Origin of the sequence: Microbacterium sp. BE35, assembly GCF_031457705.1 — a bacterium.
Lineage (GTDB): Bacteria > Actinomycetota > Actinomycetes > Actinomycetales > Microbacteriaceae > Microbacterium > Microbacterium trichothecenolyticum.
In genome coordinates this window covers 433,812-451,478 of the sequence record NZ_JAVDXD010000002.1, presented here as the reverse complement: position 1 = coordinate 451,478, position 17,667 = coordinate 433,812, and the positions used below count along the sequence as shown (strand labels likewise).

Below are 17,667 nucleotides of genomic sequence, written 5' to 3'. Positions count from 1 at the left end.
CGTGCACTTCGAGCTCGATGCAAATCGCAACCGGTTTCAACACTCTGGCGTGAATCGATTCCGATGTCAAGCCGGCGGGGAACCATCCGGCAGCCACCCCCCGCGCGCGAGCCATGCAGCACAGGCGTGCGTCCACGGCACGAGGTCGCCTCCGAGCCCGCAGCCGTGCCCGCCGAGAGGGTACAGGTGCAGCTCGTGCGGGATCCTCGCCCGGTGCAGTGCCGACGAGAGCAGTAGCGAATGCTCGACCGGGACCTTCTCGTCGTCGAACGAATGAAACAGGAAGGATGGCGGCGCATCGGCGGTGACGAGAGACTCCAGCGAGAGCGCGATCCGGCGCTCGGCCGTGTCAGCGTCACCCAAGAGGACCTCACTGGATCCCTGATGAGAGTGCTTTTCCAGTGACACGACCGGATACCCCAGCACCAGTCCGTCGACGCGGCCGGTCGAGCCCGCAGGACGAAGCGCGGCCAGACCGGCGGCGTGTCCGCCGGCGGAGAACCCCACCAGCAGCACCCGGTCGGCTCCGGCCGCGCGCAGCTGAGCGATGCGGGCTCCGATCGCGTCGTGCGCGGCAGGATGCGGCATCCCGACGGGGTACCGCAGGATGTCGGCGTCGATTCCGAGACTGCGCAGCCACGAGGCGACGGGCTCGGCCTCGTGCGGCGCATGCCGGCGATAGCTCCCACCAGGGAGGACCAGGGCTTTGGAAGTCATCTCACACCTTTGAAACCGGTTGTTGCTCCCACAGCGTTGCATGTACGCTCGGGGACGGGCAACTCCGATGCGAAGATGCGGGGGCCCGGCAGTGAGGAGCAAAGGTGCACGACGACCGGTCGCACGTACAGGCACGCCTGCGGAGGTTCACCAGAGAACGGCTCGAGCCCGCCGTCCACCCCGAGTTCCAGCCACTGCAGGTCGCACACTGGTCCGTTCCCGACGAGCCGGTCCCGTTCACGGACGCGGTCGACCGCGAGTACGAGCCGACTCCGGCCGGCTGGACGTGGGGCCGCGCCTGGAGCTCGACGTGGTTCCGCCTCTCCGGGCGACTGCCGGAGGGGTGGAGTCCCGAGCACACCGAGATCGTCTGCGATCTCGGCTTCACCGCCGATCGTCCGGGCTTCCAGGTCGAGGGTCTGGCATTCCGCCCGGACGGCAGCGTGCTCAAGGCGGTGTCGCCGCGGAGCCACCATCTGCCGGTGGAGGCGGATGCCGAAGGCGATGTCACCCTCTACATCGAGGCCGCCGCCAACCCGGACGTCGCCGGCGAGTGGACGTTCGCGGCCACGCCCTTCGGCGACAAGCTGACATCGGGCGACGTCGCGCTCTACCGGCTCGGCGCCATCGGCTTCGTCCGGAGGGATGAGACGGCCTGGGAGCTGCTGCAGGACATCCGAGTGCTCAGCGGCCTGCTGCTCGAGCTCCCGCAGGACTCCCCCCGGCACCACGCCATCGTGCGGGGACTCGAGCGGATGCTCGACATCGTCGATCCCGACGACGTCGCGGGGACCGCGACTCTTGCCCGCGAGGCCATCGCACCCCTTCTCACCTCCCCCGCGCACGCGTCGAGTCATCGCATCGTCGCGGTGGGCCACGCACACATCGACTCCGCGTGGCTGTGGCCCACCCGCGAGACGATCCGCAAGGTCGCGCGCACCTTCGCGAACGCGCTCGACCTCATGCAGCGGCATCCGGATTTCGTCTTCGCCGCCTCTTCCGCACAGCAGTACGCGTGGCTCGAGGAGCACCACCCTGCGCTGTTCGCTCGCGTTCGCGAGCAGGTGCGGGCCGGCAGGTTCGTGCCCGTCGGCGGCATGTGGGTCGAGTCCGACACCAACATGCCCGGCGGCGAGTCGATGATCCGGCAGTTCCTTCACGGAAAGCGGTACTTCCGCGAGCGGCTCGGCGTCGAGACCGAGGAGGTGTGGCTTCCGGACTCGTTCGGCTACTCGGCGGCGCTGCCTCAGATCGTCCGCGGGACGGGCAACCGCTGGTTCCTGACGCAGAAGCTGTCGTGGAGCCAGGTGAATCAGCTGCCGCACCACACGTTCTGGTGGGAGGGTATCGACGGCACACGCGTTTTCACCCATCTGCCACCGGCCGACACGTACAACTCCGAGCTGACTCCCGCCGAGCTGCTGCACACCGAGCGCAACTTCAAGGACGCCGGTGCCGCCACGACCTCGCTGGTGCCCTTCGGGTTCGGAGACGGGGGCGGAGGGCCGACCCGCGAGATGCTCGCCGCGGCCGCGCGGTCACGCGACCTGGAAGGCCTTCCTCGCGTCGAGATCGCCGCGCCGAGCCGGTTCTTCGCGGATGCCGAGGCGGAGTATCCGGACGCACCGGTGTGGTCCGGTGAGATGTACCTCGAGTTGCACCGGGGCACCTACACCTCGCAGCTGCGCACCAAGCAGGGCAACCGACGCAGCGAGCGGCTCCTGCACGAGGCGGAGCTGTGGTCGGCGACGGCCGCGGTCCGCACGGGTGAGCCGTACCCCTACGACGAACTGCGGCGAGCCTGGGAGAACGTGCTGCTGCTGCAGTTCCACGACATCCTGCCGGGCAGCTCCATCGCCTGGGTCCACCGCGAGGCCGAGCGCGACCACGCGCGGATCCAGGAGGAACTGACGACGATCATCGATCGCAGCGCGGCGGCCCTCGTCGGCAGAGGATCGACGCCGCTCGTCGCCAATCCGATGCCGCTGCCCGGCCACGGCGTCGACGCGTTCGCGATCGCCGCACCTGACGAGACGGCATCGGCGGCGACCTGGGAGCGCCGACCCGACGGCGGAGTGCTGGTCGACAACGGCGTACTGAGAGCCGTCATCGACGCGCGCGGTCTCGTCGTCTCGCTCGTCGACGCGGTGTCGGGCCGCGAGGCGGTGGCTCCGGGGGGTGCGGCGAACCGGCTGGTGCTGCATCGCGACACGCCCAACGAATGGGATGCCTGGGACATCGACGACCACTATCGCCGCAACGCCACCCCGCTCGACACCGGTCACCCCGATTCGCTGGACGTGGTCGCAGGCGACGACGGATCGGCGGCGGTGGTCGTGGTCCGCTCCTTCGGAGCGTCGCGGGTCACGCAGCGGCTCACACTCGCACCCGGCGCGCCCGCGCTGGATCTCGAGCTGGTCATCGACTGGCACGAGAGCCAGAAGCTCCTGAAGCTCTACACCGACATCGACGTGCACGCCGACGCCACCGCGGCTGAGACGCAGTTCGGCCACATCAACCGCGTCACGCACGAGAACACCTCGTGGGAGGCCGCGCGCTTCGAGTTCTGCGCGCATCGCTGGGTGCACATCGGCGAGCCCGGCTACGGCGTCGCGGTCGCCAACGACTCCACCTACGGGCACGACGCGCGCCGGACGCCGCGCACCGGCGGCGGGCGCTCCACCACGCTGGGCATGTCGCTCATCCGCGCACCCCGCTTCCCCGACCCCGTGGCCGACCAGGGCACGCACACCCTGCGGATCGCGTTGCGGCCGAATGCCGGCATCCGTGATGCCGTCGCCGAAGGGTACCGGCTCAACCGGCCCGTGCGACGCGTGGTCGGCGACCACGCCGCCGAAGCCCTCTTCGCTCTTCGCAGCGAGACGGTCGTGGCGGAGACCGTCAAGCTGGCCGACGACGAGTCCGGCGACGTCATCCTCCGGCTCTACGAGTCGGCCGGCGGACGCGGATCGGTGTCGGTGACGGCGCTGTTCGATTCGGCGGGCTGCGAGCGCACCGACCTCCTCGAACGCCCGACCGGCGATGCGCACGACGCCTCATCGGCGACGCTCGAGCTGCGGCCGTTCGAGATCGTCACGCTCCGCTACCGACGCCGGCCCTGAGAGGAGCGGAGCTCGGACCCTCTCTCGTCGCGCATCTCCGGCCCCCGATCCCACGTCATCGCGCCACGCAGCTGCACCGGGAGCGGGATCGTCAACCCAGTGCGCGTGCCATCGCGGCGATGGTTGACGGCCCGATGCGACAGCATCCACCGATGAAGTGCGCGCCCGCCTCCGCCCACGCCGTCGTGAGGGCCAGGTCGAACTCCGCGTCGCCGATCCATCGGCGTGCTGCGCCGTCCCATGTCTCGCCCGAGTTGGGGTAGGCGATGGCGGGTTTGCCGCTCGCGGCGGTCGCCGCCCGCACCGCCGGCAGCACATCGTCGGGTGCGCAGCAGTTCACCCCGACGGCCACGATGGAGTCATGGCCGCCGGCGAGGGCGAAGGCTTCGACTGCCGGCCGGCCGTCGCGAAGTCGATCCCCCGAGACCGTGCACGACAACCAGGCGGGGATCGCGAACTCGTCAGCGAGATCCAGGAGCACCGAGACCTCGTCGAGGTCGGGGATCGTCTCGAAGGCGAGCATGTCGGGCCCCGCGCTCGCGAGCAGTTCGATTCGCGGGGCGTGGAAGTCGCGAAGCGCTGCGCGGCTCAACCCGTACCGGCCCCGGTACTCCGATCCGTCGGCGAGCACCGCACCGTAGGGACCGACGGATGCCGCCACCAGACGCACGACGTCGTCACCGGCTGAATCGGCGACGTCGTCGCGCACCTCGCGGGCGATCGTCACACTCCGTGCGATGAGGTTCTCCGCCTCGGCGCGCGTCATGCCGCTGTGCTCGAATCCGGCGACGCTCGCCTGATAGCTCGCGGTCGTGGCGACCTGCGCGCCCGCGTCGAAGTACGCGCGGTGCACGGCAGCCACCTCGCCCGGAGCATCGCGCAGCAGTCGGGCAGTCCAGAGTTCGTCGGTGAGGTCATGACCACGTTCGGCGAGCGCATTGGAGAGTCCGCCGTCGAGCACGATCACGCGAGGTGTCGTCGGGTTCATCACCTGCTCATCCTCCCCGATCGGGTCAGGGCGGAGTCTGCGGCACGAGGCTCGACGAGGCACCCCGACGACGGGAACGTCGCATCGAGGGCCGCCTCGAGATCTGCGAGCAGGTCGGAGGTCTCTTCGATGCCGACCGAGAGACGCAGATGACCGAACGTGCGGAAGGGCAGCGGGTAGGTGGCGACGCGAGCGCCATCGGTTCCGGTGTGCACGATCAGTGAGTCGTCGTGCCCGAGAGAGAAGCCCGACGTGATGAGGCGGAGGTTGGCGACGAACCGGTTCTGGGTGTCGGGATCGCCGGCCACGGCGAAGGCGATCATCCCGCCGTACCCGCGACCGCCGAACTGCCGCGTCGCCAGGTCGTGTTCGGGGTGTGACGGCAGGCCGGGATAGTAGACGTACTCCACGCGCCGATCGCTCTCCAGGAACTCCGCGACGGCGAGCGCGGATGCCAGGTGCTGCCGGAGGCGCAACGGGAGGGTCACCGAACCGCGGTGGATCTGCCAGGCGTTGAAAGGCGAGATCACTCCCCCGACATCGACCATGGCGTCGGCCTTGATCGGCTCGATGAGTTCGCGCGAGCCGATGACGGCGCCGCCCATGGCGTCGCCGTGACCGTTGATGTACTTCGTCAGGGAATGGACGACGAGATCGGCGCCGTCGGCGAGCGGGCGGTAGAAGGGCGGTGGAGTGAACGTGGAGTCGACCATGAGGATCGCCCCGGCGGCATGCGTGATCTCCGCGATCGCACCGACGTCCGCCACCTTGGTGGTGGGGTTCGCGATCGCCTCGATGCAGACGAGCCGGGTGTGGGGGCGCAAGGCTGCGCGCAGTGCGTCCAGATCGCCGACGTCGACGAATGTCGCCTCGATGCCGTATCGCTGCGGAAGGAGTTCGGTCCACAGTCTCCAGGTCGCCTCGTACGTGACGTCGCTCACGATGACGTGATCGCCGACGCGGACGTGCGTGAAGAACACGGCGTGCAGGGCGGCGACGCCGGATGCGAGCGCCACGGCGTCTTCACCGCCGTCGAGGGCGGCGAGTTTGTCCTGGAGGCCGGCCTGATTGACGCCGGTGTTCCGGGTGTAGAGCCCTGGCGCGGAGGCGGACCAGCTGATGTCGCTCGGATCGTCGGGAAGCTCGTAGGAGTTCGCCATCACCAACGGCGTCCGCAGCGCCTTCGTGGAGTCGAGGCGATTACCGCCGTGCACGGCGAGGGTGAGGTCTGACAGGGTCTCAGCCCGTCGGCGGTCCGGCCGTTGCGACATTTCGTTCCTTACTTTCCCGCGAAGAGACCTGGCATGAAGCGGAGCCATCTGCGACGGCATCCCGATCTACGGTACTGTGTGGCATCGACACTTGCAATTGCCAATCCTGCACGGAGGCACCATGGCCGCATCGCATCTGGACGACATCGACCAGCAGCTGCTCGCCGCTTTGACCGCGGACGCGAGGATGCCGATGGTCGCTCTGGCGAGCAAGGTGCATCTGTCGCGCAATGCGGTGCGGCAGCGGATCGAGCGCATGGAGCGCGACGGCGTCATCGCCGGCTACAGCGTCATCAGGGGAACCGCGTCGCGGCCGCGCGTGACCGCGATGGTCATGGTCTATCGCGTCGACAGGATGCGGGACGATCGGGTGATCGCCGCGTTGCGGGGCATCCCGGAGGTCACTCGCTGCGACGTGCTGTCGGGAGCGTACGACCTGTTCGTGACGCTGGAAGCCGACTCGATGGATCGCGTGGGTCAGATCTGGGAGCAGATCGCGGCCCTCCCCGGCGTGGCCGACACCGTGACCGCGGTCTCGCTGTCGCGAGCGATCGATCGCCGGTGACACTGCCGCCCGGGCATCCGGGCGGCAACGCCTCAGTGCGCGAGGAGCGCTGCCGCCTCTTCCCGAGAGAGCTCCGTGTGCTGCGCCACCGCGTCGGCGATCGGGATGCCGGTGCGAAGCGCGTGCTGAGCCGCGTGGGCGGCCGCCTCGTAGCCGATGGACGGCACCAGGGCGGTCACCGTACCGACGGACGAAGCGACGTAGCGCTCGAGCACGGTGTCGTTGGTTTGGATGCCCTCCACGCAGAACCGCCGCAGCGCCGAGACGCCGTTGGTCACCCAGCTCAGCGACTGCAGCAGCGAGTGCGCCATGATCGGCTCGAAGGCGTTCAGCTGCAGCTGGCCGCTTTCTGCGGCGACGCCGATCGTCACGTCGGCGCCCATCACCGCGAAGGCGATCTGGTTCATGACCTCGGGGATCACCGGGTTCACCTTGCCCGGCATGATCGACGACCCGGCTTGCCTGGCCGGCAGGCGGATCTCACCCAGCCCGGCCTGCGGACCGCTGGCGAGCAGCCGCAGATCGTTGCTGATCTTCGACAGCTTGATCGCGCTGCGGCGGAGCACCGCGGACGACTGCAGGAAGGCGCTGGCGTCCCAGCTCGCCTCGAAGAGGTGCGCCGCCGGGGTCACCGGGAGCCCGGAACGCTCGCGGAGCCGTTCCAGAACGACATCGCGATAGCCGGCCGGAGCGGTCACTCCGGTTCCCACCGCGGTCCCGCCCAGACTGCACTCCAGCAGCAGCGGCACCGTGTCGCCGATGCGCGTCACGTCTTCGCGAATGGCCACGGCGAACGCGGCGAACTCGTCGCCGAGCGTCATCGGCACGGCATCCTGCAGCTGGGTGCGGCCGATCTTGACGATCGAGCCGAACGCGACGCTTCGCTCCTCGAACGCCGCGGCGAGCTCCTCCAGCGCCGGCATGAGCCGCAGCAGGCCCCTCGCCACGGCGATCTTGACCGCGGTCGGGTAGACGTCGTTGGTCGACTGGCTCCGGTTCACGTCGTTGATGGGGTGAACCAGGTCGTAGCGGCCGCGCGGCAGCCCCAGGTGCTCCAGGGCGGCGTTGGCGATCACCTCGTTGGCGTTCATGTTCGTGCTGGTGCCCGCGCCGCCCTGCAGCACGTCGACACAGAACTGGTCGTGCAGTTCGCCGTCGCGCACCCGGCGGCAGGCGACCGCGATGGCGTCCGTCACGCCTGCCGGCAGCAGCCCGAGCTCATGGTTGGCGGCGGCGGCGGCATCCTTCACGGTGACGAGCGCGTCGATGAGATCGGGATGCTGTGAGATCGGCGTGCTGCTGATCGTGAAGTTCTCGCGGGCCCGGGCCGTGTGGATGCCCCAGTAGGCGTCGGCGGGCACCTCCAGCTCGCCGAGCGAATCGCGCTCGAGTCGGGTTTCGAAGCGGTTCATGTGTTGATGCAGACGACCTTGGGCTGGGTCATCTCCTCGTACGCGAATCGCACGCCCTCGCGGCCCATGCTGCCGTACTTCGAGCCGCCGAACGGCATGCTGTCCACGCGGTAGTCGGAGGAGTCGTTGATCATCACGCCGCCGGCGTCGAGCTGCTCCGACACGCGCAGCGCACGTGTGATGTCGCGAGTGAAGGTGGCGGCGTGCAGCGCGTAGTCGACATCGTTCGCCTGCGCGATCGCCTGCTCCTCGGTGTCGAACGGCGACAGCACGACCACCGGCGCGAACGCCTCGTCGGCCCACAGCTCGCACGAGAACGGCACTCTCTCGACGACGGTCGGCCAGTACACACCCCCGTCCCGCCGGTGCCCTGCGAGCACACGTGCGCCGGCAGCGACGGCATCCTCCACGAGCCGCTCAGCGGCCTCGGCCGACGCGATGGAGATCATCGGGCCGACATCGGTGGTTTCGTCTCGCGGGTCGCCGGCATTCAGGGCGACGGTCTGCGCCGCGAAACGGTCGCGGAACTCCTCGTACACCTCGCGCTGCACCAGGATGCGCTGCGCGCCCACGCAGTTCTGCCCGGCAGCCCAGAACGCGCCCGACACGCACGCCTCGACCGCGGCGGGAACGTCCGCGTCCGAGAACACGATGACCGGTGCGTTGCCGCCCAGTTCCATCGCCAGCTTCTTCAGACCGGCGTTGCGGGCGATCGCCTCCCCCGTCGCGAACCCACCGGTGAAGGAGACCATGCGCACCTCGCGGGCCGAGATCAGCGCCTGCGCCAGTTCACGGTCGCCGTGCACCACAGTGATGATCTCGTCGGGCAGGCCCGCGTCGATGAGCAGGTCCACGAGGAACCGCGCGGTCAGCGGGGTCAGCTGCGACGGCTTGAGGACGACAGAGTTGCCGCCGGCGATGGCCGGCCCCAGCTTGTGCGCGACGAGGTTCAGCGCGTCGTTGTAGGGGGTGATGGCGACGATGACGCCGAGCGGCTCGCGGGTGAACCACCCGCGGCGGTTCTCGGACCCCTGGAACGCATCGAAGGGGACGACCTCCCCGGGGTCGGAGCGGGCCGCGTCGGCCGACAGCGAGAGTGTCATGACCGCACGAGACACCTCTTTTCGTGCCTGCCGGACTGTCTTTCCCGCCTCACGCACGATCAGGTCGGCGGCGGTCTCCGCGTGCTCGCGCAGCAGCGCCGACGCCCGCTGGAGAATCTCGTGCCGCGAGAACCGCGACAACGACCGCGACAGCCGGAACCCGGTGCGAGCACGCTGCAGGATCTGCTCGAGCTGGGCCGGACCGCTCTGCGGCACGGCGCCGATCACCTCACCATCGAACGGGCTCGTGACGATCAAGTCGGGGTACCCGGAGATGATGGCCTGCGTGTCCTCCACCGTGCTCACCGGCCGGCCTCGACGCGAGCACGCTGGTGCGCGTCGATCGCGATGATGTCTGACAGCAGGGCGTAGGCGGTCTCGATGCGCCCCGCCCCGGGGCCGGAGACGGTCACGGTGCCGAGCAGATCGGTGTCGAACGACACCGCGTTCGTCGGGCCGGTGACGCTGGCCAGCGGGTGCGTCAGCGGCAGCGCCACCGGCTCGACCTTGGCGGTGACCGTCCCGGCGGCGTTGCGGAACGCCGACCCGATCAGCTTGTAGCGCTTGCCCTGCGCCGCCGCGTCGATGATGTCGGCGGCCGAGACCTCGGAGATCCCCCGCCGGGTCACGTCGGCCGTGGTGATGTCGGCACCGAGGAGCTCGTTGGCGAGGATCACGACCTTCAGCTGCACGTCGGAGCCTTCGATATCGGCCGTCGGATCAGCCTCCGCGTAACCGAGCGACTGAGCCTCCGCCACCGCGACGTCCAGCGTCATGCCCGACTCCATCTGACCGAGCACGTAGTTGCTGGTGCCGTTGAGGATGCCCTCGACCGCGTCGATGCGCAGCCCCTGAAGCGTCTCGGAGGCGAACCGCAGGATCGGCGTGCCGCTGACCACCGAGCCCTCGTACTGGAACGTGACGCCGTTCGCGGCCGCGAGGCGGTTCAGCTCGAGCCCGGCCAGCGCGACCGGGCCCTTGTTCGTCGTGGTGACACTCTTCCCACTCTCCAGCGCGGCGCGCACGTGCGAGATCCCCGGCTCCCCGTCGATGGGGTTGGTGAAGGTCGCTTCGACCACGATGTCGGCCGTGCTGTTGCGGATCACGTAGTCGTTCTGCGGCGCCGCCGTTCCCCCGGGGCGGCCGGCGAAGGTCTCGCCGTCGCGCATGGCGAACACGTCGGCCAGGTCGATGCCGTCGGCCTGCATGAGCGATCCCAGACGGAGGTCCGTGATCGCCACGACGCGCAGAGCGAAGCCGAGGTCGGCGGCGAGTTCGTCACCACGGTCGAGGATGATCTGCGCCAGCGCGCGGTTCACGCCGCCGAAGCCGATCAGCGCAATGTCATGACGGTCCACGTCGAGCTCCTTCAAAGAATCGGGAAGAGGTTCGACTCAGCATCCCCAGCGGTCGCGTCAGCCCGCGCCTGACAGATCGCTCGCACAGGATGTCAGACTGACCACCGCGGAGAAGGTCTGCCCGAATCACCCTCGCGCGCCGCGAATTCCCGCGGATGTCTTGTGCACCGACCCCCGCGCCCCGTAATCTGCCCGACACGCGCGTCGTGCATCATAGACACATGGCTGTGATGATGTAGCACGGCGACATCCCCACACCGACTCCCGACTCGAATGCGAGAAGTCATGAGCCCGCTGCCCAAAGAGAGTGCGCTTCCGAACGCTCTCCCCCACACCACCGCGACACAGGTGCCGCTGCGACGACTGCAGCGCTCGATGGACGCCCGACACCTGATCATGATCGCCCTCGGCGGGGTGATCGGCTCCGGACTCTTCTTGAGTTCGGGCTACACCATCAGCCAGGCCGGCCCGCTGGGCGCGATCATCGCCTACCTCATCGGCGCGTTCGTGGTCTGGCTGGTGATGGCATGCCTCGGCGAACTGGCGCTGGCCTATCCCGTCTCGGGCGCGTTCCACATCTACGCGGCACGGTCGATCGGTCCCGCCACCGGCTTCACCACCGCATGGCTGTACTGGCTGTGCTGGGTCGTCGCCCTCGGCTCGGAGTTCACAGCGTCCGGCATCCTGATGCAGCGCTGGTTCCCCGGCGTGGACGTGTGGGTCTGGTGCCTGATCTTCGCGTTGGCGCTGTTCACCATCAACGCGATCTCGGCGAGGGTCTTCGGTGAGACCGAGTTCTGGTTCTCGCTGATCAAGGTGGTCGCGATCGTCGCGCTCATCGTGTTCGGCGGCATGGCGATCTTCGGCTTCACCCCGCTGTCGAGCGAGCACCCGGCTGCTCCGCTGTTCAGCAACTTCGTCACCCCTGAGGGCCTGTTCCCGGGCGGCGTCGCCGGCGTCGTCGTCACCGCCCTCGCCGTCTTCTACGCGTTCAGCGGTTCCGAGCTGATCGGCGTCGCCGCCGGTGAGACCAAGGACCCCGGCAAGAACATCCCCCGGGCCATCCGGTCGACGGTCCTGCGCCTGCTGATCCTGTTCGTGGGGTCGATCACGGTCATCGCCGCGCTTCTCCCCTACGAGGATGCCGGCCTGACCAGCAGCCCGTTCGTGGACGTGTTCGAGTACGTCGGCATCCCCTACGCCGCCGACATCATGAACTTCGTCATCATCACCGCACTGCTCTCCGCGGGCAACAGCGGCCTGTTCTCGTGCGCCCGGATGCTTTTCTCGCTCGCCGAGGAAGGGCACGCGCCGCGGGCGCTGCAGCGCCTCACCCGCCGAGGGATCCCGCTCGTAGCCCTCACGGTCAGTCTGGCGCTCGGCCTCGTCTCGCTGATCTCCAGCGTGATCGCGCCGCAGACGGTGTACCTGGTGCTGGTGTCGATCGCGGGTTTCGCCGTGGTCGCCGTGTGGATGTCGATCGTGGCGTCGCAGTTCTTCCACCGCCGCCGGTTCGTGCGCGAAGGCGGTGACATCACGACGCTGCCGTATCGCACCCCGTTGTACCCGGGCCTCCCCATTGTCGCGTTCGTGCTGCTGTCGATCTCGCTCGTGGCTATCGCGTTCGACCCGAACCAGGTCGCCGCCCTGTACTTCGGGGTTCCGTTCGTGGGGCTGTGCTACCTGTTCTTCTGGTGGCGCTACGGACGCCGCGGCGCGCGCCCGGTCGTCGCCGTGTCGGAGGAAGCTCCCGTGGACCTGGTCGACGACCCCGCCGCCGAAGAGCCCCTCCGTCGGCCCCGCGGGTAGACCACGCCGACCAGGCCACCGCCACGCATGAGCACCACGAGTCCCGTCTGGGTCGAGATCGACGCCGGCGCCATCGCCCACAACCTCGACGTCGTTCGAGGCGAGGTCGGCATCACGACGCGGCTCTGCGGGGTGGTGAAAGCGGATGCCTACGGCCACGGTATCCCGGTCGTCCTGCCCATCCTGATGGCGGCCGGGGTCGACACAATCGGGATCACCTCGAACCAGGAGGCCGAGGAGGCACGCCGGCTGGGATTCTCGGGACGCATCATCCGCCTCCGGGCGGCACTGCGCGAAGAGATCCAGGAGGGTGGCCGGCTCGATATCGAGGAGTGGGTGGGAGGCGGCGATCACGCAGGTGTCGCGATCGCAGCCGCCCGCTCGCTCGGGCGTCCTCTCAGCGTCCATCTCTCCCTCAACTCCACGGGCCTCAGTCGAGATGGAATGGACTGGGACGAGCCTCAGTCGCAGCCTCACCTCCGACGCATCGCCGCGAGCCCTGAGCTCGCCATCGTCGGAATCTGCTCTCACTTCCCCTGCGAAGACGCCGACGATGTGCGGGCCGGCACCCTCACCTTCCGGAACCAGGCCGGCGCGGCCGAGCGGGTGCTGGGTGCTCCGCGCGGCCGCTTCGAGAAGCACTGCGCCACCTCGTACGCGGCGCTGACCATCCCCGACTCGCGCATGGACATGGTCCGGATCGGTGCCGCGCTCTACGGCGACACGTCAGCCGCAGTCCCTGGATTGCGTCCGGCCATGAGGCTGGTGTCGCGCATCGCGGCGATCAACCCGTACCCGGCGGGCAGCACGGTCGGATACGACAGGGCCGCACGCATCGATCGCGCCAGCCGGCTTGCCGTCATACCCGTCGGCTACGCCGACGGGTACCCGCGCACGCTGGGCGGCCGGGCGCACGTTCTCGTCCACGGCACCTTCGCGCCGGTGATCGATCGGCTGGCCATGAACAGTCTCGTGGTCGACGTGACCCAGGTGCCGTCGGCTCAGATCGGCGACGAAGTGGTACTTTACGGGCGGCAGGGATCCGCACAGATCCGTTCCGCCGACATCGAACGGGCAAGCGGAACCATCGCCGCCGGCTCGTACACCGCGTGGGCTCGGCTGAACCCGCGCGTCGTCGTCGACGTGCCGGCTTCCGAAGCGGTCCCCACCGTGTGACCGGCTCCGCGTCCATCGGCCCAGAAAGCACCCCAGATCATGAGCGCCCCGTCCTCACTCCTGCAGGGTCTCGCGCTGCTGGACGCGGCGGTGGCGCAGGAGCGATCGGGAAGGCAGGGTCACAACGCCTCACGCCTAGCCGAGACCACCGGCATCGAGCGCAGTCGCGTCTCGCGCCTCACACGCGAGCTGCGAGACCTGGGCTACCTCGATCGCGACAACGCTGCGGTGCTCAAGGCGGGCGACGGCTTCTTCCGCGCCGCCGGGGCCCTGAGCCGTCCGTGGCTCCGAGCAGCACGCGAGAGTCTGCGCGTGCTCGCCTCCACATTGGGGGTTTCGGCGCAACTGGTCGCCGCCGAGGGGCCGGGCGCGATCCTGCTCCGTTCCGAGAAGGGCCCGGGAGTCTCCGCGGACTACCTGCGCCCCGGCATCCTGACCCCCATCTGGTGCACCGGACCCGGACGGGCCCTGCTGTGGGACCACACGCGCGATGACCTCGAAGCCCTCCTCGCCGACGTGCAGTTCGTCGGAGTCGGCGGTCCCGGCGCGGCAAGATCGGTCGATCAGCTCCAGCAGCTGCTCGAGCGGGACCGCGAGCTCGGCATGGTGGATGCCCGCCAGGAATACGTCGAAGGCGTGCGGGACTTCGCGCTGCCGATCCGCGATCAGCGCGGCATCGTGGTGTCCATCGGCATCAGCAGCGGCGGGCTCTCGGAGCGCCGCACACGCGAAGCCCAGAGTGCGCTTCGCGACGCCTGCGCGCGGCTGAGCCGGCTCATCCAGGAGCCGTGAGCAGCCCGCTCCGGGTCACTCGCCCCGACCCTCGCCCGCGCCGAGCATCGCCGACAGACGCTGCGCAGCGTCGACACACGCCGCTCCCAGAGCCTCCGACCTCGACTCCAGGCGATGCCGTTCCCCCACGATCTGCAGGCCGGCGATGACTTCGCCCCGGAAGTCCCACACCGGCGCCGAGACCGAGTAGAGGCCCGGCTCGGCCTCCTCCGCCACGATCGCGTAGCCCCTGGCCCGCGCCTCCCGCAGGCGCACGAGGAACTCATCGACCGACGCCGCCGCATTCGGGCCGGCGCTGCGGAAGCTCGTGCGGCTGAACACACCGCGGACCTCCTCATCGGAGGCATCCCACAACACCGCCTGGCCCGCGTCGCTGCAGAACGCCGGATACGCTCGCCCGATCCACGAACCGATCAACCGGGCGGCTGGCGGCACGCTCTCGACGATCGTGACCGTCGCATCGCCCTCGAGGACTCCGAGGAAGCACGCCTCCGCCACGGACTCTGACAGCTGGTCCAGGATCGTGAGACCCTCGCTGCGCAGCCGTCTTTCGACCAGCTGCTCCGCAGAGGCGTACCAGCCCCACGCCAATCGGTAGCGACCGTCGGGACCTCGCGACACCAACCGCTCATCCGCCAGCGCAGCAAGCGTGCGCGAGACCTGCGACCGATCGCGCTCCAGCGCTCGGGCGATGGCCTGCACCGACACGCCCTCCCCGCTCGCCGCCGACATGTCAGCCACGCAGGACACCACGTCCATCCCGCGGCCCATACTGGTCCGCTCGAGAGCGACATCGTCACGCGGGGTCACAAGGAGAGGATATCGAGGTGGGCCGTTGCGGCTCGGCTCACCAGGCGGGTCATGAAACACGGAATCGGGGATGCCGCGCACGCCGGATGCATTCCGCTATGGTGCTGAGGTGCTTCCCCCGGACACGGCAAGACTTCGCTTTCGCCAGATGGGGCGGGCCGACCTCGATGCAATGGCGGGCCTGCTGAGCGACCCCGATGTCATGCGGTTCTACCCCGCGCCGAAGACCCGCGAGCAAGCCGCGGCGTGGATCGAGTGGAACCAGCGCAACTACGCGGAGCACGGGTACGGGCTCTGGATCATCGAGACACACGAGGGCGACTTCGTCGGAGACTGCGGACTGACCTGGCAAGAAGTCAACGGAGTCAAGAAGCTCGAAGTGGGGTACCACGTCGCCACTCAGTGGCAAGGCCAGGGCATGGCATCCGAGGCTGCGCTTGCGTGCCGCGACTTCGCGCGCGAACACGTCGAGGCACGGGAGCTGGTCGCCATCATCCATCCAGACAATCGCGCCTCCGAGCGAGTGGCCGAGAAGGTCGGGATGCACCGAGTCGATGATGATCAGCAGGCGAACGGCTCACGCCGAATCGTCCTGAGCATGCGTCTCTGACCGCACGTTGCCGCGCAGCTGCCGTCCGCGACGTCGCGGCCCGGGCAGAAACGGGCTGACCCTGTGAGCGTGCTGCGTTCAGCGCCGGATGACGTCCCCCGAGCCCGACACGCGCACGTCCGTACCCGGGTCACCCGAGTACGTGACCTGACCGCTGCCCGAAAGGTCGACCGAAAGACTGTCGCTCGCAGCGACGTCGACCTCGCCGGATCCGGAGAGGTTGACGACGGCATCCTGCGCCTCGAGCTCCTCGGCGTCGACGGATCCGCTGCCCTCCAGGTCGACGGAGAGCTCGGCGGCAGAGCCCGTCAGCGTGACGTCGCCCGAGCCCGAGAGGCGCACCTCGACGCGATCAGCCGCGATGCGCGACCAGTCGACGTCTCCCGAACCGTCGATGTCGAGGCGCACGGTGCCGTCTGCCGACACCGTCGCCTCGACATCGCCCGAGCCGTTCAGTTCGATCAGCTCCAGGCTTGGCACGGTCAGGTCGTACCGCACGTCTCCGAACCCCATCGTGAAGCCGGGCTCAGCGGCCAGCACGAGGGTGTCGCCGTCCACCTCGGAGGTCAGGCGATCGATCGCCCCCTCCGGCGCGTGCACCGTGAGCGCCGGCTCCCCCTCAGACACGACGAGATCACCGGAGGTGTCGAGCACGACGCGCGACACCTCGCCGATATCCCGCTCCTCGGAGGTCATCGGCCCGACGGGGATCATCAGTGAGCACCCCGACAGGGCGAGGACCGACGCCGCGACGGCGAGGGCGCCCGGCAGTCGGCATCCGTTCTGGTTCATCGGTGACTCCTTCCGCCATCGAAGGTCTGCCGACAGGTCCTCAGCGACCGTCGACCTCCCGTCGCCGGGCGAAGGGCGAACGCGTGGAGCCTGAGCGCTCCCAGCCACGCCCATCCTCACCATGATGGAACGACGAGCGGTCTCGCGCCACCCACCTCGGCACCGGCGCGCCGTCCTGGACGAAGTGGATGCTTCGCCGAACCGCGGCCTCGCTCCCCACCACGACGACCGACCCCGCACCTGATCGTGCGAGTTTCAGTCGGATTCAGCCGAACGCGACGTAGCGAGCGGTGGCACCGCGGAAGGTGCTCGCCGGGCCGGCGTCCGCATCTGCAGACGCAGCAATCGGAGCGGGCGGCATCGTAGAGCCGCGACCGACGAGTGTGCGGTGCACAACCTGACGGTCGCCTCGCAGACGGAAGAGCGCGCCTGCTCGAACGATGACCCGGGCAGGAAACGACGGCGCGGGTGCTTCTCCGGGATGAGCGCCTGCGGCCCGGACTCGTGCGACCGGCGGCACGGACGGGATATTTACCGGCTTGCGGCTACGCGGCTTCGGCATGGCTCTGACACTCGATGCAGGCGGCTGCGTGCGGGAGAACCTCGAGTCGCCCGGGTGCGATCTGACTTCCGCACCGGGTGCAGCGGCCGTACGTGCCGAGGGTGATGCGATTGAGCGCCGCGGTGATCTGCTCGATCGCGATCCGGTGGGATGCCGCCGACTGGTACGCGACGGGATCGACGCTCGGCAGAGCGAACGGCTCGAGCTCCTGGAGAACGGCGAGCCGTTCCTCGAGCTGCCGCTCGAGCTCGCGCTGCACGTCGGGGAGAGGGACGGGTTCGTGGGTTTCGATGGGCATCGATGCTCCTCGGGGTACAAAAAAAGCGCCGCAGGTGCGACGCGCTGGGTTGTCCGGTTGAACCGATCGATCGGATGGGTCATCACGGCGGCGCGACGCGACGGGTGGACTGCATGTGCAGAGCGTCCGCGTCGCTCCGCCGGGGCGGCAGAACCTCGTGGCGAGCGCCCGCGATGTCGACCACAGCCGTCACCACGGAGGCGTCGGCGAGACGCTCCGTGCGGTGTGGGCGGGTCATCGGGGTCATGGCCATCACCCTAGCTCGCTTCCAGAAAAAGGCAA

At 69.1% G+C, this 17,667-nt stretch carries 16 protein-coding genes; 6 read left to right on the top strand and 10 right to left on the bottom strand.

Translation table 11 applies throughout. From position 1 onward, the window contains the following. Positions 1-66: 66 nt before the first annotated feature. Entirely contained in the window at positions 67-717 is a 651-nt protein-coding gene (locus J2Y46_RS08300; RefSeq protein WP_310241566.1) for a prolyl oligopeptidase family serine peptidase, read from the bottom strand. 104 nt (positions 718-821) lie between these two features. Here J2Y46_RS08300 and J2Y46_RS08295 point away from each other — a divergent pair, with 104 nt between their 5' ends. Next, positions 822-3,839: a glycoside hydrolase family 38 C-terminal domain-containing protein gene (locus tag J2Y46_RS08295; protein ID WP_310241564.1), complete on the top strand. Its 3,018-nt coding sequence runs from the start codon at positions 822-824 to the stop codon at positions 3,837-3,839. 91 nt (positions 3,840-3,930) lie between these two features. On the opposite strand, the gene mmuM is transcribed toward J2Y46_RS08295, so the two are convergent. Both mmuM and J2Y46_RS08285 read right to left on the bottom strand, forming a co-directional pair. Further along, complete coding sequence (mmuM, locus tag J2Y46_RS08290; RefSeq protein ID WP_310241562.1) at positions 3,931-4,827, bottom strand: homocysteine S-methyltransferase; 897 nt, start codon at positions 4,825-4,827, stop codon at positions 3,931-3,933. Further along, positions 4,827-6,098, bottom strand: coding sequence for an aminotransferase class V-fold PLP-dependent enzyme (locus J2Y46_RS08285; protein ID WP_310241561.1), 1,272 nt, complete (start codon positions 6,096-6,098; stop codon positions 4,827-4,829). Before J2Y46_RS08285 ends, mmuM begins: the two co-directional genes overlap by 1 nt. Positions 6,099-6,219: 121 nt before the next feature. On the opposite strand from J2Y46_RS08285, the gene J2Y46_RS08280 reads away from it, so the two are divergent. Beyond that, entirely contained in the window at positions 6,220-6,663 is a 444-nt protein-coding gene (locus J2Y46_RS08280) for an Lrp/AsnC family transcriptional regulator (RefSeq protein WP_310241559.1), read from the top strand. Between the two features lie 32 nt (positions 6,664-6,695). Here J2Y46_RS08280 and J2Y46_RS08275 read toward each other — a convergent pair whose 3' ends face one another. Genes J2Y46_RS08275 through J2Y46_RS08265 form a run of 3 tightly spaced genes read right to left on the bottom strand, consistent with a single transcriptional unit; the run spans position 6,696 to position 10,536 of the window. Beyond that, a complete protein-coding gene (locus tag J2Y46_RS08275) occupies positions 6,696-8,075 on the bottom strand; it encodes an aspartate ammonia-lyase (protein WP_310241557.1) in 1,380 nt (459 codons plus the stop codon). Next, a complete protein-coding gene (locus J2Y46_RS08270) occupies positions 8,072-9,484 on the bottom strand; it encodes an aldehyde dehydrogenase family protein (protein ID WP_310241554.1) in 1,413 nt (470 codons plus the stop codon). Before J2Y46_RS08270 ends, J2Y46_RS08275 begins: the two co-directional genes overlap by 4 nt. Next, positions 9,481-10,536, bottom strand: coding sequence for a homoserine dehydrogenase (locus J2Y46_RS08265; protein WP_310241552.1), 1,056 nt, complete (start codon positions 10,534-10,536; stop codon positions 9,481-9,483). Before J2Y46_RS08265 ends, J2Y46_RS08270 begins: the two co-directional genes overlap by 4 nt. Before the next feature lie 285 nt (positions 10,537-10,821). Between J2Y46_RS08265 and J2Y46_RS08260 the strand changes: the two genes are divergently transcribed. From J2Y46_RS08260 to J2Y46_RS08250, 3 genes are read left to right on the top strand one after another with little or no spacing between them, the layout of a single operon-like run. Then, positions 10,822-12,345, top strand: a complete 1,524-nt coding sequence (locus J2Y46_RS08260; protein WP_310241550.1) for an amino acid permease — start codon at positions 10,822-10,824, stop codon at positions 12,343-12,345. 27 nt (positions 12,346-12,372) lie between these two features. Further along, positions 12,373-13,521, top strand: a complete 1,149-nt coding sequence (alr, locus tag J2Y46_RS08255; RefSeq protein ID WP_310241548.1) for an alanine racemase — start codon at positions 12,373-12,375, stop codon at positions 13,519-13,521. Positions 13,522-13,560: 39 nt separating this feature from the next. Beyond that, positions 13,561-14,313 carry an IclR family transcriptional regulator C-terminal domain-containing protein gene (locus J2Y46_RS08250; RefSeq protein WP_310241547.1) on the top strand — a complete coding sequence of 251 codons (753 nt, stop codon included), beginning with the start codon at positions 13,561-13,563 and terminating at the stop codon, positions 14,311-14,313. Positions 14,314-14,328: 15 nt separating this feature from the next. Here the strand turns inward: J2Y46_RS08250 and J2Y46_RS08245 are convergent, their stop codons facing one another. Further along, positions 14,329-15,045: an IclR family transcriptional regulator gene (locus tag J2Y46_RS08245; RefSeq protein WP_310242332.1), complete on the bottom strand. Its 717-nt coding sequence runs from the start codon at positions 15,043-15,045 to the stop codon at positions 14,329-14,331. Between the two features lie 148 nt (positions 15,046-15,193). Between J2Y46_RS08245 and J2Y46_RS08240 the strand changes: the two genes are divergently transcribed. Next, entirely contained in the window at positions 15,194-15,733 is a 540-nt protein-coding gene (locus tag J2Y46_RS08240) for a GNAT family N-acetyltransferase (RefSeq protein ID WP_211255854.1), read from the top strand. A 78-nt stretch (positions 15,734-15,811) separates the two neighbouring features. Here J2Y46_RS08240 and J2Y46_RS08235 read toward each other — a convergent pair whose 3' ends face one another. The 3 genes from J2Y46_RS08235 to J2Y46_RS08225 all read right to left on the bottom strand — a co-directional run bounded on the left by J2Y46_RS08235 (position 15,812) and on the right by J2Y46_RS08225 (position 17,632). Further along, complete coding sequence (locus J2Y46_RS08235) at positions 15,812-16,525, bottom strand: head GIN domain-containing protein (RefSeq protein WP_052676691.1); 714 nt, start codon at positions 16,523-16,525, stop codon at positions 15,812-15,814. 545 nt (positions 16,526-17,070) lie between these two features. Then, positions 17,071-17,385, bottom strand: coding sequence for a TraR/DksA C4-type zinc finger protein (locus J2Y46_RS08230; RefSeq protein ID WP_310241544.1), 315 nt, complete (start codon positions 17,383-17,385; stop codon positions 17,071-17,073). Positions 17,386-17,467: 82 nt separating this feature from the next. Further along, positions 17,468-17,632: a hypothetical protein gene (locus J2Y46_RS08225; RefSeq protein ID WP_169748670.1), complete on the bottom strand. Its 165-nt coding sequence runs from the start codon at positions 17,630-17,632 to the stop codon at positions 17,468-17,470. Between the last annotated feature and the right edge of the window lie 35 nt (positions 17,633-17,667).

What these genes read in the sequence shown, in the direction of transcription:
- J2Y46_RS08300 (WP_310241566.1), bottom strand. Translation starts at nt 717, where the DNA reads ATGACTTCCAAAGCCCTGGTCCTCCCTGGTGGGAGCTATCGCCGGCAT.
- mmuM (WP_310241562.1), bottom strand. Translation starts at nt 4,827, where the DNA reads ATGAACCCGACGACACCTCGCGTGATCGTGCTCGACGGCGGACTCTCC.
- J2Y46_RS08285 (WP_310241561.1), bottom strand. Translation starts at nt 6,098, where the DNA reads ATGTCGCAACGGCCGGACCGCCGACGGGCTGAGACCCTGTCAGACCTC.
- J2Y46_RS08280 (WP_310241559.1), top strand. Translation starts at nt 6,220, where the DNA reads ATGGCCGCATCGCATCTGGACGACATCGACCAGCAGCTGCTCGCCGCT.
- J2Y46_RS08275 (WP_310241557.1), bottom strand. Translation starts at nt 8,075, where the DNA reads ATGAACCGCTTCGAAACCCGACTCGAGCGCGATTCGCTCGGCGAGCTG.
- J2Y46_RS08260 (WP_310241550.1), top strand. Translation starts at nt 10,822, where the DNA reads ATGAGCCCGCTGCCCAAAGAGAGTGCGCTTCCGAACGCTCTCCCCCAC.
- alr (WP_310241548.1), top strand. Translation starts at nt 12,373, where the DNA reads ATGAGCACCACGAGTCCCGTCTGGGTCGAGATCGACGCCGGCGCCATC.
- J2Y46_RS08250 (WP_310241547.1), top strand. Translation starts at nt 13,561, where the DNA reads ATGAGCGCCCCGTCCTCACTCCTGCAGGGTCTCGCGCTGCTGGACGCG.
- J2Y46_RS08245 (WP_310242332.1), bottom strand. Translation starts at nt 15,045, where the DNA reads ATGTCGGCGGCGAGCGGGGAGGGCGTGTCGGTGCAGGCCATCGCCCGA.
- J2Y46_RS08240 (WP_211255854.1), top strand. Translation starts at nt 15,194, where the DNA reads ATGCCGCGCACGCCGGATGCATTCCGCTATGGTGCTGAGGTGCTTCCC.
- J2Y46_RS08235 (WP_052676691.1), bottom strand. Translation starts at nt 16,525, where the DNA reads ATGAACCAGAACGGATGCCGACTGCCGGGCGCCCTCGCCGTCGCGGCG.
- J2Y46_RS08230 (WP_310241544.1), bottom strand. Translation starts at nt 17,385, where the DNA reads ATGCCCATCGAAACCCACGAACCCGTCCCTCTCCCCGACGTGCAGCGC.
- J2Y46_RS08225 (WP_169748670.1), bottom strand. Translation starts at nt 17,632, where the DNA reads ATGACCCCGATGACCCGCCCACACCGCACGGAGCGTCTCGCCGACGCC.